This window comes from Acidiphilium sp. MT5, from assembly GCF_054767495.1.
Map to the genome: position 1 here is coordinate 162,066 of NZ_BAABMR010000007.1, position 23,649 is coordinate 185,714.

Sequence of the window (23,649 nt, forward strand, 5' to 3'; positions counted from 1 at the left end):
GTTCAGGAGGAACGGCATGGAAGCGTCAATGCGGCCAATTTTGGTTGAGGTTTTGCCCCAACACCGGCTCGATGAGCCGCGTTTGTTCGCGTATTTGGCGGCCCATTGCCCCGGATTCGCTCAGCCCGCCCGACTGCGCCAATTCCAAGGCGGGCAATCAAACCCAACTTTCCTGATCGAAACAGCTGCGCAAAAATTCGTCCTGCGCAAAAAGCCGCCCGGCAATTTGCTGCCCTCCGCCCATCAGATTGACCGCGAATATCAGATCCAAAGCGCCTTGGCGGGAACCGATGTGCCGGTGGCACCAATGCTGCATTTTTGCACCGATGCCAGCGTTATCGGCACCGAATTTTATATCATGGCCCATATCGAGGGCCGAGTGTTTCATGATGTGATGATGCCGGGCCTTACCCCGGCTGAGCGCGGCGCCGTTCAGCGTGAATTGATTGAAACCATCGCCGCCTTGCACAGCCTTGATTACAATGCCCGGGGCCTTGGCCAGTATGGTCGGCCCGATCACTATGTGGCGCGGCAGATGGCGCGCTGGAGCAAGCAATATCAAGCCTCGCAAACCGAGACCCTACCCGCGATGGATGCCCTGACCGACTGGCTTGCGAGCCATATTCCCGAGCGCGATGAAAGTGCCATCGTGCACGGCGATTTCCGCTTGGGCAATATGATGATCGCGCCCGATGCACCGCGCATTCTCGCCGTGCTCGATTGGGAGCTTTCGACACTCGGCCATCCGCTGGCCGATTTGGCCTATTGCTGCATGTCCTATCACCTGCCGCCCGGGTCCGGCCCGGCGATGGCGGGTTATCAAGGCGTGGATGTCGCCGCACTCGGGCTGATGAGCGAACAACAGGCGCTGGAGCTTTACTGCGCCCGCACCGGGCGCAGCGACATTCCCGATTGGAAATTTTTCATGGGCTTCTCGCTGTTTCGCTCAGCCGCGATTGTCGAGGGGGTGTATGCGCGGGCGCTGGCTGGCAATGCGGCGGATGAACGCGCCAGCCGGATGCATGACGTATGCATTCAGGTTGCACAAACGGGTTGGGATTTGGTGCGCGGCGCATGACCCCGTCAATCTTGACCCTGTCTTGCGCAAACCGGCCTGGAATCGTCGGTGCCGTCGGCACATCTTTATATGATCGCGGGCTGGATATTCGCCAAGCCCAGCAATTTGACGACCCGGCCAGTGGCATATTTTTCATGCGCGTGGTGTTCGCACCGATTGCCGCCACCGATGCTGCGATGGTGCGCCATGATTTCGCCGCCCTCGCCGCACGGTTCGCGATGGATTGGGTGATCACCCCGATCAGCCACCGCCCGCGCAGCATGATTTTGGTGTCGCGCTTCGATCATTGCCTTGTGGATTTGATCTATCGCCAGCGGATTGGCGAATTACCGATGGAGATTGCCGGGGTGATCGCCAATCATCCGCGCGAAAACTATGCCCATGTCGATTTCGATGGCATTCCGTTCCATTATTTGCCGATCACCCGTGACAGTAAACCGCAACAGGAAGCCGAAATCAGCCGCCTGCTCGCCGCCAGTGGCACCGAGCTGGTGATCCTGGCGCGGTATATGCAAGTGCTGTCTGATGATCTCGCCGAGCAGTTAGCGGGGCGCTGCATCAATATCCATCATTCATTCCTGCCCGGCTTCAAGGGTGCCAAGCCCTATCACCAAGCTTACGCGCGTGGCGTGAAACTGATCGGCGCAACCGCCCATTATGTGACCGGCGCGCTTGATGAGGGGCCGATTATTGAGCAGGATGTAGAGCGCATCGCCCATGGCGACACGCCCGATAGTCTGGTGCGTAAAGGCCGCGACATTGAGCGCCGAGTTCTGGCCAGCGCCGTTTTATACCATCTGGAACGCCGAGTGTTCATCAGCGGCAGTAAAACTGTGGTGTTCAAGGACTGATTTGCCCGATGGCCTGACCGGTTACATTTGGAGACGGTGCGACATCCGATAATTACGATCACGGCGCTATGTTTCTGCTCCAACCAAGGAGATTATTCATGGCGAAACGCTGGCGAGGCATTTGCGCGACGGTTCTGATCATCGGGGTTGGCATCAGCCTGTCCGGCTGCGTGGTGGTGCCGGCGCGTCCGGGCTTTTGTTATTATCATCCGTATCGCTGCCGGTGACGCGGCTTGATCATCGTTGGCGGGCGATTATGGCCACCTGTTTCTTTGCCCTGTTCGGCGAGAACCAGCCTGCAGCGCTGGTGATGCCGCCGACGATGCTGCGCTTTATGCCGGGGCAAGCTCGGCGCACCGGCTCGCGCGGCGTTTGCTGAGCCTGCCCCTCGCATTTCGCAACCCAGCCACCGCGAATTTTGGGGCGATTCGGCTGCACAGGCGAAATTTCTTGTTTGACTTGGCACTTGCGGTTCGCACATTAGATGCTCTGCGAAAGAAAGTGACCAAAAATGATCCCTGCTTTGATGCCGAATTACAATCGGATGGACATTGCGTTCGACCATGGCGAAGGCGCCTGGCTGTTTACGCGTGATGGCCAACGATTCCTCGATTTCGGTGCAGGCATCGCCACCTCGTCACTCGGCCACGGCCATCCGGGCCTTACCCGCGCCATTGCCGAACAAGCCGCGCGGGTGATGCATGTCTCGAACCTTTATCGCGTGCCGCAGGCCGAGCAGCTCGCCGAACGGCTGACCGCCGCGAGTTTCGCCGATAGCGTGTTTTTTTGTAATTCCGGTGCCGAGGCCAATGAGGCTTTGGTCAAGGCGTTTCGCAAAACCATGGCGGATGAGGGCAAGCCCGAACGCTACCGGATTATCTGCGCGGATGGCGCGTTTCACGGTCGCACCTTGGCGATGATCAGCGCCACCGGCAATGCCAAATATCTGGCCGGCTTTGGCCCGGCGGTCGAGGGGTTCGACCATGTGCCGTTCAATAATTTGAACGCGCTGCGCGCCGCGATCACGCCGGAAACGGCGGGTATTTTGGTCGAGCCGATCCAGGGTGAAGGCGGCATTCGCCCGGCTCAGATTGAGTATTTGCGCGGCCTGCGCGCCGCCGCCGATGAGTTTTCGCTGCTGCTTGGCTTTGATGAAGTGCAATGTGGCATGGGCCGCACCGGCAAATTATTCGCCCATGAATGGGCCGAGGTGACACCCGATGCGGTGAGCACCGCCAAAGGCATTGGTGGCGGGTTTCCGCTCGGCGCCTTGCTGGCCAATGAACGTGTTGCCCAACATCTGGTGCCCGGCACCCATGGCACGACCTATGGCGGCAGCCCCCTCGCCTGTGCGGCGGGCAATGCGGTGATGGATGTGGTGCTGGCACCCGGATTTCTCGATCGGCTGGGTGCAACCGCAGCACGGCTGCGCGCTCAGCTTGAACGGCTCGTCGCCGCCGAGCCGACTGTATTTTCTGCCGTGCGCGGGCAGGGATTGATGCTCGGGCTGGTCTGCGCCGTGCCCAATACCGAGGTGCAAAGCGCCTGCCTCGCCGAAGGGTTGCTCGTGGTCGCCGCCGGCGAGAACGTGATCCGTTTGGTGCCGCCGCTGATTATTGGCGATGCCGAATGCGATGAGGCCGTGGCCCGCCTGCATGCCGCGGCCAAACGCTGCCGCCCGGCAATGTCTCCCGCCGCCACCCGGATGACCGCGAAGGTCCCCGCAAAGTGAGCGCCGCTATTGAATCGGGCATGAAAGCCGCGCCGTTGCGCCATTTTCTCGATCTTTCCTTGATCGAAACGCCGGTACTACGGCAAATTTTAGACCATGCCGTGCGGTTCAAACGCGCCGGGCGTGGTGCCTCGCGCCCGCTCGCTGGGCGGGCTTTGGCGCTAATTTTCGAAAAACCCTCGACGCGAACCCGCGTCAGTTTCGAAATGGCGATGCGCGGCCTCGGCGGCGATGTGGTGATGCTGTCGTCCAATGAGATGCAAATTGGTCGCGGTGAAACCGTGGCGGACACGGCCCGCGTGTTATCACGCTATGTCGATGCGATCATGCTGCGGACCGACCGGGAATCCAAACTGCGCGAGCTGGCCGCTTTTGCCACCGTGCCGGTGATTAACGGCCTCACCGAACGGTCGCATCCCTGTCAGGTGATGGCGGATGTGATGACGTTTGAGGAACATCACGGCCCGATTGCGGGGCAAGTGATTGCGTGGGTTGGCGATGGCAATAATATGGCGAAAAGCTGGATCGAGGCCGCAGCGCGTTTCGGATTTTCGCTACGCCTCGCCTGCCCGGCGTCGCTCCGCCCCGATGCGGAGGCCGTGAGCTGGGCGCGCAGCTTGGGCGCCGAAATTTTACTGACGGAAAATCCGCAGGAGGCGGTGGCTGGCGCACGCTGCGTGGTAACCGATACCTGGGTGAGCATGGGCGATACCGATATTGCCGCCCGTCACGCGCTGTTGGCGCCCTATCAGGTGAATGAGAAGCTGATGGCGCACGCCGCGTCCGATGCGATTTTCATGCATTGCCTGCCCGCTCATCGCGATGAGGAAGTGTCCGAGGCGGTTATTGACGGTCCGCAATCGGTTGTATTCGATGAGGCGGAAAATCGCTTATTTGCGCAGCAGGGTATTTTAAACTGGGCGTTGGGCGGTTAGCTCCAGACGGTGAAGGCGCCGATAATCAGCATCACCACCACCACAGCGATCACGGTGATGGTCAAAAACCGGGTGAAGCGGTTCCAGCCGGTTTGGCTCACCTGGTTAAGATCCGTTTCAGCCGAAGCCGCCGTCTCATGGGTTTCAATATTTGCCATCGTATTCGCCTGCGACATCCTTTGAGACTTTCCTTGGGAACGGGTTAGCCGAGCCAAAAAACAGTGTTATGCCTTGGAATAGGGCCACACGAGATTGTGACTATCTATTGATTATGGTGGATTAGCCGGAAATGCAAGGGTTTACCAGTCCGCTCTCAGCCCGTGCCGGGACCGACATGCCGGTGATCAGCGCCGCTAAGGCCGCCGGATAGATCCGATGTTCCTGCGCCAAAACGCGGGCAGCGAGGGTTAATTCATCATCAGCGGGCAGCACCGGCACCGCCGCCTGCGCCAAAATTGGCCCTGCATCCATGCCATCGGTGACCAGATGCACCGTGCAACCGTGGATTTTGACGCCCGCCGCCAAAGCGCGCTGGTGCGTATCGAGGCCGGGGAATACCGGCAGCAACGAGGGATGAATATTGATCATCCGCCCCGACCAACGCTGCACCAGCCAAGGCGTGAGCAGGCGCATATAGCCCGCAAGGCACAAAAATTCACACCCCGCCGCCCGCAAGGCCGCATCGATTGCGGCTTCGTGCGCGGCGCGGTCGGCACCAAAATCGCGGCTCGCAATCACCTGAGTGGCCACCCCGCGCTGTGCTGCAACCGGCAAACCCGCCGCATCCGCTCGGTTGGCAATCACCAGCGCAATCTCACCCGGATAATCCGGCCTGGCCGCTTGATCGATCAGGGCGGTCATATTCGAACCCCGCCCCGAAATCAGAACGCCAACGCGCCGCTTCATCCAAAGAGGCTCTGGCTATGGACCACCTGCACCGTGGCCGGACCCGCCGCCGCGACCAGCGCGCCCAGCTTGACCGGCTGCACGCCCGATTCTGCGAGTAAATCGCACGCCGCCGCCTCATCGCCCGGCCGCACCACCAGCACCATGCCGATCCCACAATTAAACACCCGCAGCATCTCTTCCGCCGCGACCCCGCCGATTTTCACCAGCCAGGAAAATACCGGCGGCATCGGCCATGCGTGATCGATCACCGCGACGCAGCCCTCCGGCAGCACGCGCGGCAAATTGCCCGGCAGACCACCGCCCGTGATATGCGCCGCCGCCCGCAACAATCCCGCACGCGCCAAAGCGAGCAACGGGCGCACATATAGCGCCGTCGGCTGCATCAGCGCCTGGCCCAGCGTTAAGCCCGGCGCAAAGGGTGCCGGATCAGACCAGCGGAGCGACGCACGCTCCAAAATGCGGCGCACCAGGGAGAACCCGTTCGAATGTAACCCGGTGCTGGGCAAACCGAGCAAAACATCACCCGGCGCAACGCCAGCCGGTAGCAGCCCGTCACGCGGCGCAGCACCCACGGCAAAGCCCGCGAGGTCATAGTCACCGCGATGATACATGCCCGGCATCTCCGCCGTCTCGCCGCCGATCAACGCGCAACCCACCTGCCGGCAGCCCTCGGCGATACCAGCGATGACCGACCGCGCCACCGCGACATCGAGCGCGCCGGTGGCAAAATAATCGAGGAAAAACAGCGGCTCCGCGCCCTGCACTACCAAATCATTGACGCACATGGCGACCAGATCGATGCCTACCGTCTCATGAATGCCGGTATCGATTGCGAGGCGCAATTTGGTTCCCACGCCATCGGTGGTGGCCACCAACACCGGATCGGTAAAGCCGGCCGCACGCACATCGAACAGCGCGCCAAAACCACCCAGACTCCCCATCACGCCTGGCCGCGACGTCGCTTTTGCCAGAGGCTTGATCGCTTCGATCAGCGCGTCCCCGGCCTCGATATCAACGCCCGACTCCCGATAGGTCGCACCATTGCCGCCGTCGCTGCTGGTCATCCCTGTCTCCGATGCGCTATGTCCATTCGATCATGACCGGCTTCCGCTCCCGATTTTGCGCCGCTGCAGGTGCTGGGCCCCAAGCCCGGTTGCCTGAAGCAGCCTGCCCATCCCGAGGCGGACTGTCACGCGACGTCTATCACCACAGACCCGTGCGGGGCGCAACCACCCAACACACGAGGAATTTCTCCGCATGAGTGAGTCCCCCCCCGGTTCGACCGACGCTGATGGCGGATTATTGAAATCAATCCGCTGGCCGCGCCTGCTCGCCATCCTCGGCGGGGTTCTGGTTGTCTGGATTTTTCTGCGCCTGTTTTCGGGGATTTTACTGCCCTTCGTTTCAGCGGCAGGCATTGCTTATTTTCTGGACCCAGCCGTGTCAGCCCTACACCGCGTTGGCGTGCCGCGCTCGCTGGGCGCCTCGATTGCCTTGCTCAGCCTGATTGCGTTTTTGTTTTTGAGCAGCTTTCTGCTGTATCCGCTCGCCGCAGCACAGATCCATCTGCTCGCCGACCAGTTGCCGACGATGATCACCCGCCTGCAAAATTTCGCGACCCATCAACTCAGCACCATCCAGTCGCATCTCGGCCCCAGCTTCGTATCCGACAAGCTCAAGCAATTGGTTGGCACCGAAGCGGGCACGATCGTGGGGTTCATCGGCACGGCGCTGACCCATGTGCTGGGCACCGGCTTTGCCTTGTTCAATATTTTGACGCTGCTGATCATCACGCCGATCGTGGCGTTCTACTTGCTGCGTGATTGGCCCACCGTGATTGCGCGCATCGATTCCTGGCTGCCGCGCTCTCAGGAAGCCACCATCCGTGGTTTGGCCCAAGAGATCAGCCGGATCCTCAATGCGTGGTTGCGTGGCCAAGCGATATGCTGCCTGTTTCTCGCCACCTTCTATGCCATCGCGTTGACCAGCGCGGGGCTTAATCTCGGCCTCGTTATCGGTCTCACCGCCGGATTACTGTCTTTCATCCCTTATGTCGGCACGATTGTTGGCGCCGTATCGTCGGTGGTGCTGGCTCTGGGCCAGTTTAACGGGATTGATCCGGTGCTGATTATCGCCGGGATTTTTGTGATCGGGCAATTGCTCAATGATTATGTGGTCGCCCCGCGTTTTCTGGGTGATCGACTCGGGCTTGGCGCGGCATGGGTGATTTTTGCACTCTTCGCGGGCGCGGAAACCTTCGGCTTTCTCGGCGTTATGCTCGCCGTGCCGGTGACCGCGACACTCGGTGTGCTGACGCGGTTTTGGCTGAAGCTCTATTTGCAAAGCCCGCTCTATCTCGACCCGCCCAAGCTGCGTGAATGACCGCGAGCGCGCCATTCGCCGAGGCCCGTCAACTCGCCCTGCCGCTCGATGAGCCGGTTGGGTTTTCGCCCGACGATTTCGTTCCCGCCCCCTCCAACGCCCAAGCCCGCACGGCCTTAGCCCACGAGGCGGCATGGATTAATCATCGGCTGCTCCTGTGGGGCGATAGCGGTTGTGGCAAATCGCACCTGGCTTCGGTTTGGGCGCAAATATCGGGCGCACAAACGCTGCACGCTGCGAGCCTGCGCGCGCCGATTGACCCTGACGACAGCACGACAAAGCTGGTGATCGAGGACATCGATACCGCAATAAACCCCATCGCGTTGCTCGCCAGCCTGAATATCGCCTATGCGGCGCGGCGCTCGGTGCTGCTCACCGCCCGCATTCCGCCGGCGCGCTTGCAGATCGATCCGGCAGACCTCGCCAGCCGGTTGCGCGCAAGCCTGACGATTGAAATCACCCAAGCGGATGACCGGCTTCTCGAAGATCTGCTCGACCGGCTAGCCGCCAACCGGCAACTGCGCTTGAGCGAAACGCTGCGCCACTATTTGCTCACCCGCCTGCCGCGCCAACCCGGCCTGCTGCGCGAGGCGGTAACCCGTCTTGATCGCGCCTCACTCGCCCGTGGCGTTGCCCCCTCACGTCGTCTTGCCGAACATGTCCTGAGCGATCTGCTTGAGCCGCCGGTGCCAACCGCCGCCCCTCAGGGCGCGACCCCGCCCAATTCGCCGAATTTTCACGACACCCCGCCACTTCTCACGCTATAAGAGCGCCTCTAGCCCCCGAGGATTTGAGCTATGGACCACCCGATCAGCGCCAGCACCGTCCCAGCCTCGATCCGCGAAGACCCGCGGCGCTTCATCAATCGCGAACTCTCCTGGCTCGATTTCAACGCCCGCGTGCTCGCCGCCGCCGAGGAGCAACGCTATCCGCTGCTCGAAAGATTGCGCTTTGTTTCGATCAGCGCGTCCAACCTCGATGAATTTTATTCGGTGCGCATCGCGGGGCTGATCGGCCAAGTGCGCGCTGGCATATTGCTTCGCTCCAGCGATAATCTCACACCGAGCCAGCAACTCGCCGCCGTCAATGCCCGCACCCGCGATCTGCTCCAAGCCCAGCAAACCGTGCTGAGCGATTTGCGCAATGCCCTCAGCGCCACTGGCATCCATATCGCGACCGCCGCCGCGCTGACGCCCGAGGACCGGCGCTTTCTCGATCAATATTTCATGGAACAGGTCTTCCCGGTGCTCACGCCACTCGCGGTGGACCCTGCGCATCCATTTCCCTTCGTGCCCAATATGGGGCTGGTGCTCGCGCTCAAACTAATCCGCGAAGAGGATGGCGGTGCGATGCGTGGCCTAATCCCGCTGCCCGCGCAAACCAGCCGCTTCATCCGCCTGCCGGACCATCATCAGCCCGGTCCGGGGGATCAAGCCAGCGCCGGGCCGGTGGTTCGGTTCATCCCGCTGGAAAACTTGGTTTTGCTGTTTTTGGGCCATCTATTCCCTGGCTTTCGCCTATCAGGCTCCGGCTTGTTCCGGGTGATCCGCGATACCGATGTCGAGTTCGAGGAAGAAGCCGAAGACCTTGTGCAATCCTATCAATCAGCCCTCAAGCGCCGTCGGCGCGGCGTCGCGATCCAGCTCACGCTGGCCGCCGATATGCCCGATGATTTGCGCGCCCTGGTGATCGAGGAAGTCGAAGCGCCGGAGGACCAAATTATCATCGAGCCGGGCCTGCTCGGCCTCGTCGATCTCAAAGAGATTATCATCAAGGACCGGCCCGATCTGTTGTTTAAATCCTACACGCCGCGCTTTCCCGAACGCATCCGTGATTTCGGTGGCGATTGCTTCGCAGCCATTCGCAACAAGGACATTATCGTCCATCACCCGTTTGAAAGCTTCGATGTCGTGGTGCAGTTTCTCCGGCAGGCGGCCTCGGACCCCAATGTCGTTGCGATTAAGCAAACACTCTATCGCACCAGCCGCGATTCACCGATTGTCGGCGCCTTGATCGAAGCCGCTGAGGCCGGCAAGTCAGTCACCGCGATGGTCGAGTTACGCGCCCGGTTCGATGAGGAAGCCAATATCCGTCTCGCCCGCGCGCTCGAAGCGGCGGGGGTGCAGGTTGTTTATGGTTTTATCGGTCTCAAAACCCATGCCAAATTATCGTTGGTGGTGCGGCGCGAAGGAACGATTATGCGCTCGTACGCGCATTTCGGCACCGGCAATTACCATCCAATTACCGCGCGCATTTACACGGACCTTTCGTTTTTCACCACCGATCCTGAGCTAACCCGCGATTCCGCCCGGCTGTTCAACTATATGACCGGCTATGCCCGGCCAGAACGGATGGAGCAGTTGGTATTCAGCCCGCTCACCACCCGCCGCACCATCGGCACGTTGATCAACGCCGAAATCACCGCTGCCGAGCGCGGCGCGCCATCAGGTATCTGGCTGAAAATGAATTCATTGGTTGATGAACGCTTGATCGATCATCTCTACGCCGCCTCCGCCGCTGGCGTGCCAATCCATTGCGTGGTGCGCGGCATTTGCTGCCTGCGCCCTGGTGTGCCAGGGCTCTCGGAAACCATCAAGGTGAAATCACTGATTGGCCGGTTTCTGGAACATGCCCGGATCGCGGTTTTCGCCAATGGCGCCGCGATGCCGCACCGCCAAAACAAAGTGTTCATCTCCAGCGCCGACTGGATGGCCCGCAACCTTGATTGGCGGATCGAAAGCTTCGTGCCGATCCATAATCCAACGGTGCACGCCCAAGTGCTCGATCAGATCATGGCAATTAATCTGCGCGATAACGTCAATTCCTGGGAACTCGACAAGGATGGGCATTGGCACAAAATACTGCCCGGAACCGAACCCATCTCCGCGCACCATTATTTCATGACCAACCCATCGCTCTCCGGTCGGGGTTCAGCCTTGCACGGTCAGCCGAGCGATCCACTGCGCGAAGCAAACCGCTCACGCAAAACTTTTCTCACGCGCGATTGATTTTCTCTCGCGCGTCCTGCCCCGGCACCAGCGCCGGTTCGCAATTGTCAGAACGGCTTGCGGGCTAACACCTGCCGCACGGCATCCAGATGCGCGTGGCATTGTAGATCATCTTGCCAAAGAGCAACGATATATTGGGCGACGCTGGCCTGATTAACAATTGTTGGCACCGGAGGTGCGGGCGCACAATTCAATAACGAAACGGGCACATCAGGCTGCACAAGCTGCACCTTGGTCACTATTTGCGGCTTCGCAGCACAGCCACCCAACAGCACCACCAGGCCTAGCAGCACCAAGAGACCCAGCAAGCGCAGCGCCCCTGACCCACTCATGGGACCACCTTCTGACCCTGCGCGCGGGCGATGGCGCGCAATGTCGAGATTAACACCGGCGCCACGGGCCCGTTCGCGCTTGGCTGTGACGCATCGATTTTCCGGCGCATCGCGTCAGCCGCCTGCCGATCAATCGCATCGCGCGATTGAGACGCGACCAAGCTCGCTTGCCAAAGCGCATTCTGCGCACGGATTTGGGCGAGTGCTGCCAGATCAGCCTGATTATCAGCGGCAAGCTGGGCGATCGTACCCCTCGATTGCAGCACGGCTTGCCGCGCTGAAGCAACCGCATCGCGCAAATACCAAATGTAAAAAACCACACCCAGTACCGCTGCCAATGCCAGGAGTGCCAAAACAAGTCGCGTTGCCATGGGTGCGAGGAAGGCTGGCATTTCAATCTCCAAATTTTGATTTAAGGCCCATGCCGAGCGTCGCGGCACCGATGGCTGAGCCGAGGCCCATGCCATAACCTTCCGCGTCAAAATGTTGGTGGCGCACCACCACGGCAAAAATCTCTAGGCCGATGAAGCTCAGTAAACCCAAAATGGTCAGTAAGGCCATTTCATCGATGCGCCCTTGCGCATCGGTCAGCAAACCCCGCAAGACCGCGCGCATCATTGCCCCGCTGCAAAAAAAGCCAAGGCGACCAAGCGCCGCCCCCAGCCGCCGGCAAAGCGCGGCCAATCGGCCAGCGCCACCATGAAATCGAGCCGTAGGATCAACATCGTCTCCGCCGCTGCTCGGGGGTCGACATTCCCCATCGCGGCGAGCGTCTCCGGGCCGATCACCCCGTCCGCCGTCAAATCAAGAGCCTGCTGCAACCACATGATCGCCCGCCGCAGCCCGTTATTGACCGATGCGTCAAACACCACCGGCGCCATGGGACCGGCGAGGTAATCGCCATTGATTTTTGCCCAGTAATCACGCTGATAAATCGCTTCCGCCGCCTCGCGGGTTAAATGCGCAATGTCGAGCGTTGGATATGACGCCGCACTAATGCCAAAATTGGTCCCGCGTAATTGCCCTTGACCAATCGCCCCTCCTGTCCAATTGCCTGGATCGTCGGGATCAGCGCCGTAGCCGCCCTCCATCCCCAAGGTAAAATCAACGCAGGCCGCAAAATCGCCCATGACGCCCTCACAAATGGTTCAAAACATGCGTGGCAATACTGCCGATAGCGGCTGACAACAGACCAATCAGCATCACCGTCATCCGATGGCTGCCGGAGCGCTCGCCGCGAAACTGGGCCAATTCCGCATGGACGCGCGCCAATTCACTCACGAGCTCGTCAGATTTCGTCACAAAACGATCCTGTGCCGATGCCACCTGTAGCTCAAAGCGATTGCGCCACGTCTCTAACGCCACATGCCGTGCTTCGATCGCTGCAATATCACGCCGGGCTTCTGCAATCTCTGCCTGCAAAGATGTCAAATCCCCCCGTAAATCGCCAATCCCCTCGCGCAGCATGGCAATCACATCGCTGGGCGACGGACTCACGCGGCACTGGCCGATAAGGGCACGCCATAGGCCGTCGCCTGTAGCGGCATATTCGTCAGAAAATCGGGAGCCAAATCAGACGCAATATCCCAGCCCACTGGCGGCGTGCGCTGTGCCAAATTATCGGTAACAGCGTTGCCTCGGCCCATTTGAGCGCTCCCATACGGATAATATAACAAACAATTGGCCGGGGGATTGATCGGTGCTGATGCCAGTGTGACCGCCACATGCGTGGCGTCAATGCGGCTCGCCGCCACCGCCTCAATGATCGGACCCGGCGCTGCCGGTGATCCACCATCCATCACCGCGAAACCAACACCGTTATTGGCCAGCAACGGCACGATCAAATCATTCCCCGCATCGTGCGCAATTGTGAGGATGATCAGTGTCGGCGCGGATTGGTAGGCATGGGTAATGCGTGGCCCATTGGATGTTGGTAATCCTGCGCTGGGCACAGCCGTCGCAGGGATTGAATCGGATAATCCCATTGCAATGGCGGCCCGGCCAGCCACATGCGCGCCAATCCGCCCATAGCGCAGCAAATCGGGCAGATCACGATGCTCCGGATCACCCCCGGAAAACACCCCCGTCAATGGATTCCACGTCGCGTTCAGCGGGTTCGAATCCGCCGTCTGTGCCACAAACACCGCAACCGCATTAGCGCTCACGGCCGCGATATCGGCCACGGCCTCGCGCACCATTTGCACACCAATATCGGTCTCATACGGAATAGCGCTCCACATGAGCAGGGGCAGTGCAGCGGCTGAGCGGCCCAACATCGCACGCGTTAGTTCTGCAAGGCGCAATACGCTCCCTAGATACAAAGCCTTATTCGAATACGGCATCGTGCTATCCTGCTCGGACCACGGCCAGAGCAGAAATTCGATATCGCCCATATCGGGCGATGGCACCAGCGCCTGAGCACCTGTTAGATAATCCTGCAAGGCAATTCCGTCGGGCCCCAACGCCCAGGCGGACGGGTTTGATCCATCCCCCGGATTGGTCAGAAATGTTCCGCTGCCCAACCCGGGCGGAAACAAGGGCGGTGATGAGTTCGAAATGGGATGGCCGGCAATCATCGAATACCGGGAGGGATTAACATTATTGCCCGACTGCAAATAGGTTGCCGCGTAAGAAGCGGCGCCCAAATACCAACATACACCCTGCGCTAACGCCAATGCACCGCCCGCATAGGTGAACCACTCCGCATTGGATTGGCCCATCACCAGCAAATTCACCCCGCGCCGAGGTCCCAAAACCCAGCGCGCTTGGCAACCGAGCAGTGTGGCGATATCCGCCTGATCCAAAGCGTGTGCCCAGGTCGCGGCCTCATGAAACCAGCATTGTGCTGAACCCTGCACAGTTCCATCATGCAGGAATAATAAGGGGCCGGGTGATGATGCAGGCAACGGATTGACGGCGCCGCTCACGGCTAGAACATTATCGATATAAACATCAACCCCCACGCCCGGCGTATGACGGATGATAATGGCATGTGAATGACGGCGCGTTAGCGTGGCTGTGATGGGGAGGGCTGACGGACTACCGGCAAACAAGGTCAAACCGCTACCATCCGGCCCTCCCGCCTGCATAATCGTGACGCCCGAAGCGCTCGCGTGCAGCAGTGGGATTGGGGCATCATTCACCGCAATCGTTCCCTGCCGCCAATTTGGCCGAGTCCAAACCATATAGAGCGTCCAGCCAGCCCCGCTCCCAAGATCGATCGTCGGCAGAACTAAGCCCCAATCAGGATCGAGCGTCGGGCCATAGAGCACCACCGCCGGATCGGGACTACCCACTGCGCCCAAAAATCCATTGACCCTCGGCACCGCGAGAGTCGCATTAGGCTTGGTGTCGGTGCTGATCGAATACGGCGTCAACGATGGACCGCCCAGAACTTTATTGGTCAGCGCCGAGACGACATTATTCCATTGATCGACCGTATTACCGACAGTGTCCTGCATCGATCCGAGCACACCGGCATCCCACCAACCGGTAAGCCCGGCCACAGCCGCCGGCGTGGGTCCGGAATAGGACGCACCGGCTGCGGCGCTGGTCATCGGCCCGACAAACAATGGTGATGGCAAAATCCCACTCACGGCGAGTGGCGCGCCCAGCGCTGCGAAAATAAGCCCCATGATCAGCTCGCCGCGATGGTAAAGCTTGAGACCGCCGGTGCCCCACCTGTTGTGGTCTCCACCCAGATATAATACGTCCCCGCGACCGTTGGCCCCGGGAGATAGACCGCCCATACGGCATTGTTGTCGATGATTGTCGCCACAGACCACCCGCCGGTCGGTGCCGTGGTGCCGCTGGTCGATAGTGCTACCTGCGTGCCAATTACCTGCGCTGGCGAAACACTCCCATTCAGCGCGATCGGGCCAGATCCGATGGTGTAGGCCAAAGAACTCGGCTGATTGATCGTATAGGACACGGCAACATTGCTGGTCACGGTAATTGCGGTTGAGACTGCCTGAGCCGTTACGTCGGTTGTCTGTTGCGCCCACACATAGTAGGTGCCGGGCGCGCTGGGGGTGATTGCGGCTGTCCAATTCCCTGCGGTTACCGTCGCGGGAACCAGGCTCGCGGGTGCGGTGGTCGCGCTGCTTGAGAGACCGACCGAGACACCATCACCCGCCGGAAACACCGTGCCGGTCACCGTAAACGCCGTGCCCACCATGGCGGTGCCCGGTACCGCACCCAGCGTCACGCTCGGTGCCGCCACATTGAATGACGCACTGACGCCAACCACACCCTGATCCGCATGATCGCGCACCGAAATCCGATAGACACCCCCCGCCAAGCCTGGGATTGAGAAGCTGTAGCTATGAACTGCAAACGTCGGCGCCGGTGCAGCAACCCAATTGACACCATCAACAGAATAATCAAGGGCTATCGGCGCATCATTGAACACGCCCCCCGTAACGGTGAAACCAACCCCCGCAAGCTGCGCCGGGATCGGGGCAACCGTTAGGATTGGCGTCATCGATACCGCACCATCCCACCAAACCAAGGAGCCGCCGGAATAGGTAATTCCATCTAACACCGCCGACCCGCCTGGCGGCAAAATCGTCACACCATTACCTGCCGTGATACCGGTGCCCATCGTGATCGCTCCGGCTGATAGGTTAATAACCCGGCACGAAAATCCACTGCCCATATTCACAAAATTAGCAGTCAGTGTCACGGGATTGCTCGCTACCAACACTCGGCGATTATGGGTCGTTGAGTCCAAAACGGTATCGCTGGTGATCTCCACGATTTGCGTTAACAATGTCGGCAATTTATTGGTGATATACGCCCAAATGGCGGAAAAACTCTGGCTCGCCAGCGCACTACCACCTTGCGCAACCAACAACAGATCCGAATCACCTGCCGGGCCAGCCGAGGGAAGCTGCTCGATTGTTTGGCCCGCGATCAATTGTTTGTAAGTGATCCAGCTATTCGAGCCGTTTTGCCAAATCGCTACATAATCGCTCTCGCCAATCATGCTCGCGGCATTGGCGGCTCCCGGTGCCGCAAGCCCAGCGCCTTGCGGTCCTGTGGCGCCAACCGGGCCTGCAGGACCGGCGGGACCCGGCGGCCCGGCTGGCCCCGCCGGGCCGGCAATCGCCGAAGGGATGACGCTGATTGTACCTGCAGAATCCAGCGCAATCCCCGAGCCCGGCGTGAATAAGCCAATGATCGCAGAAGCAGGAACCCGGGTTGGCTCGCCCACCGCGTTTACAATCAACTCATCGCCCGCCGCCAATGTCGGCTGCTGCGCGAACGATAAATGATCGAGGCCATTGGCGGCTAAACTGGTGCCGCTCATGGCAATGCCGACCCCAAGCGCGAGTGGCTCCGGCGCACCAGCTCCCGCACTGGAACGGCCAAGCACATCGCCCGTTGGCAGCACCAAGCTTTGTTGCAGACCTGCCGTCACTTGCGATACGGACGCCGAAAATAAGACGCCATTTTGGGAAACTGGCAGTAAATCACTCGGCCCAACAGCGGTTACCGTTGGTAACTGCGGAATCGTCGTCATGCGCGTCTCCTTAACCGATTGCAGCCCACCCGATATTCGCCGTGCCACTCTGTTTGATCCAGAATGTCGAGCCGACACCGCCATCAAGGTTGCGAAAGCTCGAACCGGGTGGTGCCGAAATCGCCGCTTCAGGCGAGCCGCGCCCAATCAAGCTGACGCAACCAACCGGTTCGGTATCGGAAATGATCCGCACAGCGCCGCCGCCGCGCGGATGCAACGCGAGATCACCAATCTGACTCTGAAACACCACGCTGCCATCGCCATTCGGCGCAACGTAATCGGACTGGGTAAATCGCGTCGCCTGCCAGCCACCACCAACGCCGAGCCAATCAATCGCACAATTCGCTGGCACCGTGATTGGCGCGCCAGTCCAATTCTGCTGCGCTGGCGCGCTACCCGCGGCCTCAAATGTCAGCGGCACGCTGGCCTGAATGGCGAGTGACTTGCCCTGCAAAACGGGCAAACCAACTTGCGCCGCCAACACCGCGCCACTGCCATTCCCAACAATGGTTGCAACCGTGCCAGGACCGTAGCCACTCCCATTGTTCGTGATGGTGATGCCGATGATCACGCCATTCGCAATAAAGGCGTTTGCCGCAGCACCCGTTCCCGCACCAACAATTGACACGGTTGCAGAACTATACCCCGAGCCACCATTGATCACCTTGATATAAGTAATTTGTCCCGCCGAACGGGTCGCCCACGCGGTGACCATGCGCTGGATCGGTAGAGCACTTTGCGAAATACTGACTTGATCGACCAAGTCTGGCACAATCAACGTATTAGTCCCACTCGAGGCATCAGGGTTAACCGGCCATGACGGCGTCAAATTGAGCTTGTTGCCGCTTAAAATCAACCCATCCGTGTAAGGGATCAAACTATTCAGCGGATCGCCGCCACCGGTCGCCACCACAATATTATCAGCAACGAAAACGGCTTGCGGCGCATCGCGCAGCACAATCCCCTGCCCACCGGCACCATAATAAATCCAATTTCCAATCAAGGATAAATTATTGCAGGCAATACCGAAATTATCGCCCCATCCGTCGGATTCGACATTGAGGGCAATAATCGCTGCAGCGCAATCCTGAATAAAATTGCCCCTGACAGTGCAATTCTGACTCCCACCTATTCCCAAGCCAAATTCAGCGCCATTAATGTAATTTCCGGTCAACTCAACAAAAATCGATCCACCGGCATCAATGCCAAATGATCCGGCTCCGACAATCATGTTACCGGCAATCCGACAATAGCCGGTATTAGCCAACATCCCCCCTCCGGCCGGCCCATTATTCGAGAGGACATTCCCAGTAACTAGAATATTTCGGCCTGAGACCGAGAGCCCATAAGATGTGTTTTGATAGAGATTATTATTGGCAACCAGAGCCGACAGCACATCCGGATTGCCGTTGCCATATGTTCCTGGCACCGTATTTGTTTGATTGAAATTGCCGAGCACGATACCGATTTGATTGTTCCAGCACGTGTTTTGAACAATGACGACTTCCCTAATCTTGAGTGTAAAGGTGGGGTCTTGACTGTCCACATAAATCCCGTTGCGGGCATTGTCATGCCCTCTGCAGGATGAAATCTGCACAGCATCGGTGGCAGCGATCCAGCAACCATCGACGGCATTATTGGAGAATTCGCAGTCATGGATATGATGGCTTGTCAGTGTTGGGTCACTCGGTAAGATCGCTAGGCCCCAACCATGGTTCGGTCCCTGGGCGTTACGAAACCAACAGCGTGTTATATTGGCGCCGATGCATGTTGATTGCACCGCAACGGCAAAACTGTCGGTTGTGATCGTCTGATTGGCATCGAAAATTATACCATCAGCCCAAAATCGCGTGGCAGAAACGCTGATCCAAGCCGGCGTCGCTGATGATCCCACTGCATCCTGCGCACCGCGCAAAATGGTGGTAACGCCCGCTACGCCAATGAGTGTTGCGTTCGTCCCGGTGATATCGCACTCCCCATCAATTCGATAGGTTTTTGGGCCGAAACGCACGGGATTACCCGTGGCCAAAGCGGCAATCAGGGCAGCGGCATCGTTGGTCACACCATCGCCGAGCGCACCGAAATCTTCAATCGAAACCGCGTTCGCCGCTAAAGCCGCCACGTTTCGCGCCGCCGAAGCACCCGCTGCTGTCGCGACCATGGCCCCGGCCGGAACGCCAGTGACCGAGCCAACGGCCTGCATCAGCGCACTATAGGGAATCCCAACATTGCCTCCCGCTTGGGCCATCGCAAGAATATCCGTTGGCGCTGGCGTCGAGCCTAACGGTAACGCTGCAATCTCGAACGGTGCTGCATTAGCCGATAGGGTCGTGCCCGCCAGCGTTAAATTAGACCCGATGGTAATCGGCACCGGCGCGGTAACACCCGGCCCTACGCCGCCCAGCACCGTGCCCGCCGGTAGGGTCAACGCGGTCTGAATGCCCGCTAAAATTTGGGCGCGGGTTGCCGCTAGCGTTTGGCCATTCTGATATATTGGCAGCTCGTCACTATCGGATACCGAACTTGCCGGTGATAATTGCGCAATTGTCGGCATGCCAACCTCTCAGGACGTCGTTAGGGGAAGGCCCGAAGGGGCAGTTATCGGCGCGCCATTGGGCGTTGTCAGCGCGTTCAAGGGCGCAGGCACGGACGCCAAGGGAACCACGGGCAACGCAATACTGCGGGCCAAAACCCGGCCACAGGCCGTTGCGATATTGATGGTCACCGTATAGGTCGTATTGGGCTGGCCACCGGTAAGCCACAGAACAGCCCTGGTCCCATCTGCGGACGCCGAAACCAACGACAGATCGCCCGGATTACTCGGATTGATCGAGACACCCAGCGACGCAATCGAATCGCCCGGATTCCCGGTCAACGCCGGAGCAATTTCAAAAGCATAATCGAGGGTATCGCCCGGGTCCTTCTCGGGCCACATCAATGGCTGCGGCGGCAACAAAAGCAATCCGCGCGGCGTTGGAATAAACCCTTCAATCTCGATCAGCCGGGCCGATGATACCTGCCAGACCCGCGTTGCCGCCGCCAATGTCCCGCTCATGAATATCCTCTCTGAATAACCGATATGTCTCAGGCCAGTGCCACCGGCTCAATATTCGACAATAACCAATCCCGGCGCGCCCGCGCCGCCCGGACTGCCAGCGGGATTGGCCCCAGGTGACGCACCGCCACCACCGCCGCCGCCGCCAAACCCGCTGGCCGCAAACCCCGCCAACGGCCCACTGGCACCACGACCATGCCCCGGTCCACCGCCATCACCACCACGACTGGCCACCGCCATGCCATCGGAGCCCATTGCGCCGGCTTGATTGATCTGGCCGCCAAGCCCAATGCCCCCGGGTCCACCGGCAGTTGCGAATAACGATGCCGTGCCACCCTCCCCGCCAGCGCCACCACTCGCGGAGATAAATGAACCAAAGCCAGAGGTGCCACCTGCGCCGCCGGTGCCCGGCGATGCGCTGGGGGCACCGCCAAGCCCCACAGTCACCGGTATGCTCTGCCCCGCTGCCAGACCGCCAATAACGCTCACGGCAACACCACCGGCCCCGCCACCCGCACCCGGCAATGTGGCGTGATATCCCCCCCCACCTCCGCCACCAATCACAGTCACTTTAACGTTCGTAACGCCTTGGGGCACAATGAAGCCACCAGAAGTTTCAAACACGCTCATCTGCGAAAAACCAGGCCGTAGCGAGGGTAGTTTGAAAGGCAGAAACGGTGCTTGCGGTAGCATGGTGATATCAGACGAATTGATGGCGGTCTGACCGTAGTTAACATTGATAACATACAGACCTACCCAACCATTATCCACGGGCGGTGCGGTCTGTGTGCCAGCCGGCGCCGCAGCCCCTGGCTTTAGTTGAAGCTGCACCCGTTGGAGCCGCTGCGTATTTTGCGCACCGCCCGAGTTATTCGGCCCGGTGTAAGGCAAGGCCGGATTCGCCGCATTGACATAAGGTAGCACCACCGGATCAGCATCAGCCTCAGAGAAAGCGGCCTCGATCAAATAACTGACCGACTGTCCTGAGCTGACCGGCGCTGATAGGGTAAAGCTGAGCGGATCAAGGTTTATCCCAGTTTTGACGATCTGTTCCGCAATATCCGCGGCAAGGCTGCCGTACGCGGTGACATCAACCGGTGCCAGCGCCGTGATCGAACCCGGCCCAATCGTCACCGTCAAAGACGCAGGCACGGTGGGAGAACATGCCAGTCCATCGACGATCGTTGAGGTTCCGAGAACGGCCTCACTCAGCGCGGCGATCCCAATCATGACGTTACGATTAAGCTGCAAAATATCGGTATCCAGCGGGATCGCCCCCGGATAAACAATCATTCGATCCATAAATTGATGCCCCTCTGTGGTTCAGTCTTCAAGGCGCGTCCACGCCACCGCATTGACGGGAAGCGCATCGGCGATTGCCGCATAGATCTCGCTGTCCGTCAGGAGGCCTGGATTATCGCCGGGATCAACCCAAGCCATCGGCCCTGCGTTATAGCCACCAGGCCCATGGTTATAGCCACCAGCATGGCTGGCTGGCACCGCGTCCGGCCGATAGGCTGTGACGAAAAGCTGATAAGGCAGCGCCAATGATCCATAGCCGCCACACACGCCATAGCCCAACGTGTTCGTCGAATAGCCGCCGCAATCAGTTGGGTTAAATGGCTCGAAAATCTGCGGCGATCGTCCGGTTACCCGCTCAATGGCCTGCACCAGCGCTGCCCGCGTTGCACGCGGGGCTAACACCGTTGCCCGTAGCCGCGCACTAAACGCCGGATCACTTTCGCCGGCACGTCGGCTCACCGCCGTGCCGCAGTAATCCAACGCCGCCAAATCCAAAAAGACCCCAGATGCCGTCGCGATACGGGTTTGCGCGCGAACCGTATCAATCAATCCGATCAGCCCAGCCCATAACGCACCCATGCCAAGCGTGAGCGCGTCCAACACCGGGGTGTCATCATTAAACCACCCGGTCGGCAGCAAGCCCTGCAACCGCGCACTGATCCAAACCGCACTCAGCGGCGCGGGTTCCGCAGGCGGCACCACCGGTTGAGAGCCACTCATAATGCGCTGATGCTGAAATTGGCGGCACGCACAGCGCCAAATGATCCCGGTATCAGATCATTACCGCCACCATTTAATTGCACACCGGTGACGTTGGTCACCTGGGACGACGCATCGTAAGCAATTTGAGCCAGCCGCGTATAAGCGAGCGCGACGCCCACCGGTAAATTATTGATATACGCGCTAATCGCCGTCTGCACCGCCCCAACCACATTTTGCTGAACAGCGTCTGTTGCCAGCGTCAAATTCATCGTCACCGATGCATGCGTAACCTGTGGCGGCTGCACCGAAAAGCGCGTCCCCACCGGTCGCACCGCATCCACCGCCAATTGCACTGTGCTCAATAAACTCGTCGGCGGCGCACCGCTGCCATCATCAACGGTGACCACAAATTCGCCAGGGCTGTTCGCCCCGGTCGGATCAACATTCTCGGCGATCGTCGCCGATAGCCCTTGCTGCACTCCCGCAATCGTCTCCTGAACCGCACCTAAAGTGGCGCGGGATAGGCTCGCCAAATAATTTCCGAACCGCGCCCGAAATGCGGCATCACTCTCCGCGTCAACGCCACCTGAAAACGCCACATTATTGGTTGCCGTATCGATCCCCGGAACCGCCGTGCCAATCAATCCGATGCTCTGCGCCACAATATTGCCGGCGGATCCAGGGTCCAAGGCGGTCACCGGAAGATCGATGCTGGCGGCGGGCGCCGCTAATGTATAGCCATTTAACGTTGCGTTGAACGCTGAGTTGCCCGGCGCTGCAGTGACTGCGAAGCTTTGTGATCCGTCACCCGTAATCACAATGGTTCCTACCGGGATAAATGCATTGAGCACAGGTGCAAATCGCGCGAACGTAACGACGCCACTCGCAGGCGCTGCGGGCAACCGCGCAAAGCCGAAATCAGCACCGAAACTATCACAATCGGCACCAACACTAGTCGCTAGCCTCGTTGCCTGCAGCACCTGCACAATGAGCCATTGCATCCAAGACGCAATAGCCGCATTAGCTTCGAGCAACGCCCGCAGCACGGACCCAACGGAGAGATCGATGAATTGACTAACGGCACCTTGGATCGACGCGGCCATCGTCTCGACCATGGCCGAGAAACTTTGCAAAGAAAGTTGCATAAAAACTCCATTCGGTCATGCCATCAAACAGGCAAACTCAAAACCTGGCTTGTTCCGCTCGTGGCATCGGCATAAAGGATCGATAGCGAAACACCGCTGGTTGGATTGTCCGCCGATTGAATGACCGGCGCTGGCGATTGCGCAACGCGCGCTTCAAGCTGCAACTGCGCGCGCGTGTTGGCCGCAATGCGGTTGGCCAGCCCCGCTACACCAACAAAGGCGCCCAATCCGCCACCATACGTTAATTGCCAGATATAGTCGCCAGGGTTGGTCAGCAATCGCCGCAACACACGCTGCTCGGTCAATGCGGTTCCCGACGCAAGGGCTAAGTCACCCCCAACGCCAAACGCCAAATCACCACCATAGATCAACGCTAAGTGTCTGACCGAAAATTAAGGTGAGTGATTTCAGTTGGTTATGATTCTCTATTGGTTGCGAAGACAATGGAGGATCATGTGGCCTGGACTGAAATCACTCGGCGACATCATGACAGGAGCGCGTTGCGGTATGCAAGTGACAGCACTGACGAGGAGTGGGCGATCATTGGGCCGTTTTTGGCGCGCGCGAGCAGGGTTGGGCGACCATCGATCCACAGCATGCGCACCATCTGGGATGGCATCCAGTATCAGGCGACTGCGGGCTGCCAATGGCGAATGTTACCCAAGGATTTTCCGCCTTTCACCACGGTTCAGTA

At 59.5% G+C, this 23,649-nt stretch carries 26 protein-coding genes; 10 read left to right on the plus strand and 16 right to left on the minus strand.

Features of this window, described 5'->3' with window-relative positions:
• Positions 1-16 precede the first annotated feature (16 nt).
• The 6 genes from ACYUCQ_RS09545 to argF all read left to right on the plus strand — a co-directional run bounded on the left by ACYUCQ_RS09545 (position 17) and on the right by argF (position 4,596).
• Positions 17-1,078: a phosphotransferase gene (locus tag ACYUCQ_RS09545; protein WP_460254299.1), complete on the plus strand. Its 1,062-nt coding sequence runs from the start codon at positions 17-19 to the stop codon at positions 1,076-1,078.
• Positions 1,075-1,929 carry a formyltetrahydrofolate deformylase gene (gene purU / locus ACYUCQ_RS09550; RefSeq protein ID WP_460254300.1) on the plus strand — a complete coding sequence of 285 codons (855 nt, stop codon included), beginning with the start codon at positions 1,075-1,077 and terminating at the stop codon, positions 1,927-1,929. Before ACYUCQ_RS09545 ends, purU begins: the two co-directional genes overlap by 4 nt.
• Positions 1,930-2,027: 98 nt before the next feature.
• On the plus strand, positions 2,028-2,156 hold the full coding sequence (locus ACYUCQ_RS09555; RefSeq protein WP_460254301.1) for a hypothetical protein: 129 nt from the start codon (positions 2,028-2,030) through the stop codon (positions 2,154-2,156).
• Complete coding sequence (locus tag ACYUCQ_RS09560) at positions 2,153-2,308, plus strand: hypothetical protein (protein ID WP_460254302.1); 156 nt, start codon at positions 2,153-2,155, stop codon at positions 2,306-2,308. The genes ACYUCQ_RS09555 and ACYUCQ_RS09560 overlap by 4 nt, the downstream gene beginning before the upstream one ends.
• A gap of 132 nt (positions 2,309-2,440) precedes the next feature.
• Positions 2,441-3,661: an acetylornithine transaminase gene (locus ACYUCQ_RS09565; RefSeq protein WP_460254303.1), complete on the plus strand. Its 1,221-nt coding sequence runs from the start codon at positions 2,441-2,443 to the stop codon at positions 3,659-3,661.
• Positions 3,658-4,596: an ornithine carbamoyltransferase gene (gene argF / locus ACYUCQ_RS09570; RefSeq protein ID WP_460254304.1), complete on the plus strand. Its 939-nt coding sequence runs from the start codon at positions 3,658-3,660 to the stop codon at positions 4,594-4,596. The genes ACYUCQ_RS09565 and argF overlap by 4 nt, the downstream gene beginning before the upstream one ends.
• Here argF and ACYUCQ_RS09575 read toward each other — a convergent pair.
• The 3 genes from ACYUCQ_RS09575 to purM form a co-directional block, all read right to left on the minus strand.
• Positions 4,593-4,754 (minus strand): hypothetical protein, encoded by a 162-nt coding sequence (locus ACYUCQ_RS09575; RefSeq protein WP_460254305.1) that lies wholly within the window; start codon positions 4,752-4,754, stop codon positions 4,593-4,595. The two genes, argF and ACYUCQ_RS09575, sit on opposite strands and share 4 nt — an antisense overlap.
• Before the next feature lie 121 nt (positions 4,755-4,875).
• Complete coding sequence (purN, locus tag ACYUCQ_RS09580) at positions 4,876-5,502, minus strand: phosphoribosylglycinamide formyltransferase (protein ID WP_460254306.1); 627 nt, start codon at positions 5,500-5,502, stop codon at positions 4,876-4,878.
• Positions 5,499-6,569 carry a phosphoribosylformylglycinamidine cyclo-ligase gene (purM, locus tag ACYUCQ_RS09585; RefSeq protein ID WP_460254307.1) on the minus strand — a complete coding sequence of 357 codons (1,071 nt, stop codon included), beginning with the start codon at positions 6,567-6,569 and terminating at the stop codon, positions 5,499-5,501. The genes purN and purM overlap by 4 nt, the downstream gene beginning before the upstream one ends.
• Positions 6,570-6,762: 193 nt before the next feature.
• Here purM and ACYUCQ_RS09590 point away from each other — a divergent pair, with 193 nt between their 5' ends.
• Genes ACYUCQ_RS09590 through ACYUCQ_RS09600 form a run of 3 tightly spaced genes read left to right on the plus strand, consistent with a single transcriptional unit; the run spans position 6,763 to position 10,895 of the window.
• Entirely contained in the window at positions 6,763-7,887 is a 1,125-nt protein-coding gene (locus tag ACYUCQ_RS09590; RefSeq protein WP_460254308.1) for an AI-2E family transporter, read from the plus strand.
• Positions 7,884-8,654 (plus strand): P-loop NTPase family protein, encoded by a 771-nt coding sequence (locus ACYUCQ_RS09595; RefSeq protein WP_460254309.1) that lies wholly within the window; start codon positions 7,884-7,886, stop codon positions 8,652-8,654. Before ACYUCQ_RS09590 ends, ACYUCQ_RS09595 begins: the two co-directional genes overlap by 4 nt.
• Positions 8,655-8,684: 30 nt before the next feature.
• Complete coding sequence (locus ACYUCQ_RS09600; protein WP_460254310.1) at positions 8,685-10,895, plus strand: RNA degradosome polyphosphate kinase; 2,211 nt, start codon at positions 8,685-8,687, stop codon at positions 10,893-10,895.
• A gap of 47 nt (positions 10,896-10,942) precedes the next feature.
• Here ACYUCQ_RS09600 and ACYUCQ_RS09605 read toward each other — a convergent pair whose 3' ends face one another.
• The 13 genes from ACYUCQ_RS09605 to ACYUCQ_RS09665 are packed head-to-tail and all read right to left on the minus strand — an operon-like array spanning position 10,943 to position 23,308.
• Positions 10,943-11,227, minus strand: a complete 285-nt coding sequence (locus ACYUCQ_RS09605) for a hypothetical protein (RefSeq protein WP_460254311.1) — start codon at positions 11,225-11,227, stop codon at positions 10,943-10,945.
• Entirely contained in the window at positions 11,224-11,619 is a 396-nt protein-coding gene (locus ACYUCQ_RS09610) for a hypothetical protein (protein ID WP_460254312.1), read from the minus strand. Before ACYUCQ_RS09610 ends, ACYUCQ_RS09605 begins: the two co-directional genes overlap by 4 nt.
• A gap of 1 nt (position 11,620) precedes the next feature.
• Positions 11,621-11,845, minus strand: coding sequence for a hypothetical protein (locus tag ACYUCQ_RS09615; protein ID WP_460254313.1), 225 nt, complete (start codon positions 11,843-11,845; stop codon positions 11,621-11,623).
• The gene (locus tag ACYUCQ_RS09620; RefSeq protein ID WP_460254314.1) at positions 11,842-12,357 is read right to left on the minus strand and encodes a glycoside hydrolase family 108 protein; all 516 of its coding nucleotides are present in this window, start codon (positions 12,355-12,357) and stop codon (positions 11,842-11,844) included. Before ACYUCQ_RS09620 ends, ACYUCQ_RS09615 begins: the two co-directional genes overlap by 4 nt.
• A gap of 7 nt (positions 12,358-12,364) precedes the next feature.
• Positions 12,365-12,724 carry a hypothetical protein gene (locus ACYUCQ_RS09625; RefSeq protein ID WP_460254315.1) on the minus strand — a complete coding sequence of 120 codons (360 nt, stop codon included), beginning with the start codon at positions 12,722-12,724 and terminating at the stop codon, positions 12,365-12,367.
• Positions 12,721-14,862 (minus strand): hypothetical protein, encoded by a 2,142-nt coding sequence (locus tag ACYUCQ_RS09630; protein ID WP_460254316.1) that lies wholly within the window; start codon positions 14,860-14,862, stop codon positions 12,721-12,723. The genes ACYUCQ_RS09625 and ACYUCQ_RS09630 overlap by 4 nt, the downstream gene beginning before the upstream one ends.
• Before the next feature lie 2 nt (positions 14,863-14,864).
• On the minus strand, positions 14,865-16,751 hold the full coding sequence (locus ACYUCQ_RS09635; RefSeq protein WP_460254317.1) for a collagen-like protein: 1,887 nt from the start codon (positions 16,749-16,751) through the stop codon (positions 14,865-14,867).
• Between the two features lie 10 nt (positions 16,752-16,761).
• Positions 16,762-19,305 (minus strand): right-handed parallel beta-helix repeat-containing protein, encoded by a 2,544-nt coding sequence (locus ACYUCQ_RS09640; protein ID WP_460254318.1) that lies wholly within the window; start codon positions 19,303-19,305, stop codon positions 16,762-16,764.
• Between the two features lie 9 nt (positions 19,306-19,314).
• The gene (locus ACYUCQ_RS09645; protein WP_460254319.1) at positions 19,315-19,806 is read right to left on the minus strand and encodes a phage fiber-tail adaptor protein; all 492 of its coding nucleotides are present in this window, start codon (positions 19,804-19,806) and stop codon (positions 19,315-19,317) included.
• 48 nt (positions 19,807-19,854) lie between these two features.
• Complete coding sequence (locus tag ACYUCQ_RS09650) at positions 19,855-21,108, minus strand: glycine-rich domain-containing protein (RefSeq protein WP_460254320.1); 1,254 nt, start codon at positions 21,106-21,108, stop codon at positions 19,855-19,857.
• Between the two features lie 21 nt (positions 21,109-21,129).
• Positions 21,130-21,828: a hypothetical protein gene (locus ACYUCQ_RS09655; protein WP_460254321.1), complete on the minus strand. Its 699-nt coding sequence runs from the start codon at positions 21,826-21,828 to the stop codon at positions 21,130-21,132.
• Positions 21,825-22,955: a baseplate J/gp47 family protein gene (locus ACYUCQ_RS09660; RefSeq protein WP_460254322.1), complete on the minus strand. Its 1,131-nt coding sequence runs from the start codon at positions 22,953-22,955 to the stop codon at positions 21,825-21,827. Before ACYUCQ_RS09660 ends, ACYUCQ_RS09655 begins: the two co-directional genes overlap by 4 nt.
• A gap of 23 nt (positions 22,956-22,978) precedes the next feature.
• On the minus strand, positions 22,979-23,308 hold the full coding sequence (locus tag ACYUCQ_RS09665) for a hypothetical protein (RefSeq protein WP_460254323.1): 330 nt from the start codon (positions 23,306-23,308) through the stop codon (positions 22,979-22,981).
• Positions 23,309-23,398: 90 nt separating this feature from the next.
• On the opposite strand from ACYUCQ_RS09665, the gene ACYUCQ_RS09670 reads away from it, so the two are divergent.
• The coding region (locus ACYUCQ_RS09670) for a transposase (RefSeq protein ID WP_460254327.1) at positions 23,399-23,649 on the plus strand (251 nt) is incomplete at its 3' end.

Excerpts from the sequence above, each read along its gene's own strand:
- ACYUCQ_RS09545 (WP_460254299.1), top strand. The coding sequence starts at position 17 with ATGGAAGCGTCAATGCGGCCAATTTTGGTTGAGGTTTTGCCCCAACAC.
- purU (WP_460254300.1), top strand. The coding sequence starts at position 1,075 with ATGACCCCGTCAATCTTGACCCTGTCTTGCGCAAACCGGCCTGGAATC.
- ACYUCQ_RS09555 (WP_460254301.1), top strand. The coding sequence starts at position 2,028 with ATGGCGAAACGCTGGCGAGGCATTTGCGCGACGGTTCTGATCATCGGG.
- ACYUCQ_RS09565 (WP_460254303.1), top strand. The coding sequence starts at position 2,441 with ATGATCCCTGCTTTGATGCCGAATTACAATCGGATGGACATTGCGTTC.
- ACYUCQ_RS09575 (WP_460254305.1), bottom strand. The coding sequence starts at position 4,754 with ATGGCAAATATTGAAACCCATGAGACGGCGGCTTCGGCTGAAACGGAT.
- purN (WP_460254306.1), bottom strand. The coding sequence starts at position 5,502 with ATGAAGCGGCGCGTTGGCGTTCTGATTTCGGGGCGGGGTTCGAATATG.
- purM (WP_460254307.1), bottom strand. The coding sequence starts at position 6,569 with ATGACCAGCAGCGACGGCGGCAATGGTGCGACCTATCGGGAGTCGGGC.
- ACYUCQ_RS09590 (WP_460254308.1), top strand. The coding sequence starts at position 6,763 with ATGAGTGAGTCCCCCCCCGGTTCGACCGACGCTGATGGCGGATTATTG.
- ACYUCQ_RS09595 (WP_460254309.1), top strand. The coding sequence starts at position 7,884 with ATGACCGCGAGCGCGCCATTCGCCGAGGCCCGTCAACTCGCCCTGCCG.
- ACYUCQ_RS09600 (WP_460254310.1), top strand. The coding sequence starts at position 8,685 with ATGGACCACCCGATCAGCGCCAGCACCGTCCCAGCCTCGATCCGCGAA.
- ACYUCQ_RS09605 (WP_460254311.1), bottom strand. The coding sequence starts at position 11,227 with ATGAGTGGGTCAGGGGCGCTGCGCTTGCTGGGTCTCTTGGTGCTGCTA.
- ACYUCQ_RS09610 (WP_460254312.1), bottom strand. The coding sequence starts at position 11,619 with ATGCCAGCCTTCCTCGCACCCATGGCAACGCGACTTGTTTTGGCACTC.
- ACYUCQ_RS09615 (WP_460254313.1), bottom strand. The coding sequence starts at position 11,845 with ATGATGCGCGCGGTCTTGCGGGGTTTGCTGACCGATGCGCAAGGGCGC.
- ACYUCQ_RS09620 (WP_460254314.1), bottom strand. The coding sequence starts at position 12,357 with ATGGGCGATTTTGCGGCCTGCGTTGATTTTACCTTGGGGATGGAGGGC.
- ACYUCQ_RS09630 (WP_460254316.1), bottom strand. The coding sequence starts at position 14,862 with ATGGGGCTTATTTTCGCAGCGCTGGGCGCGCCACTCGCCGTGAGTGGG.
- ACYUCQ_RS09635 (WP_460254317.1), bottom strand. The coding sequence starts at position 16,751 with ATGACGACGATTCCGCAGTTACCAACGGTAACCGCTGTTGGGCCGAGT.
- ACYUCQ_RS09640 (WP_460254318.1), bottom strand. The coding sequence starts at position 19,305 with ATGCCGACAATTGCGCAATTATCACCGGCAAGTTCGGTATCCGATAGT.
- ACYUCQ_RS09645 (WP_460254319.1), bottom strand. The coding sequence starts at position 19,806 with ATGAGCGGGACATTGGCGGCGGCAACGCGGGTCTGGCAGGTATCATCG.
- ACYUCQ_RS09650 (WP_460254320.1), bottom strand. The coding sequence starts at position 21,108 with ATGGATCGAATGATTGTTTATCCGGGGGCGATCCCGCTGGATACCGAT.
- ACYUCQ_RS09655 (WP_460254321.1), bottom strand. The coding sequence starts at position 21,828 with ATGAGTGGCTCTCAACCGGTGGTGCCGCCTGCGGAACCCGCGCCGCTG.
- ACYUCQ_RS09660 (WP_460254322.1), bottom strand. The coding sequence starts at position 22,955 with ATGCAACTTTCTTTGCAAAGTTTCTCGGCCATGGTCGAGACGATGGCC.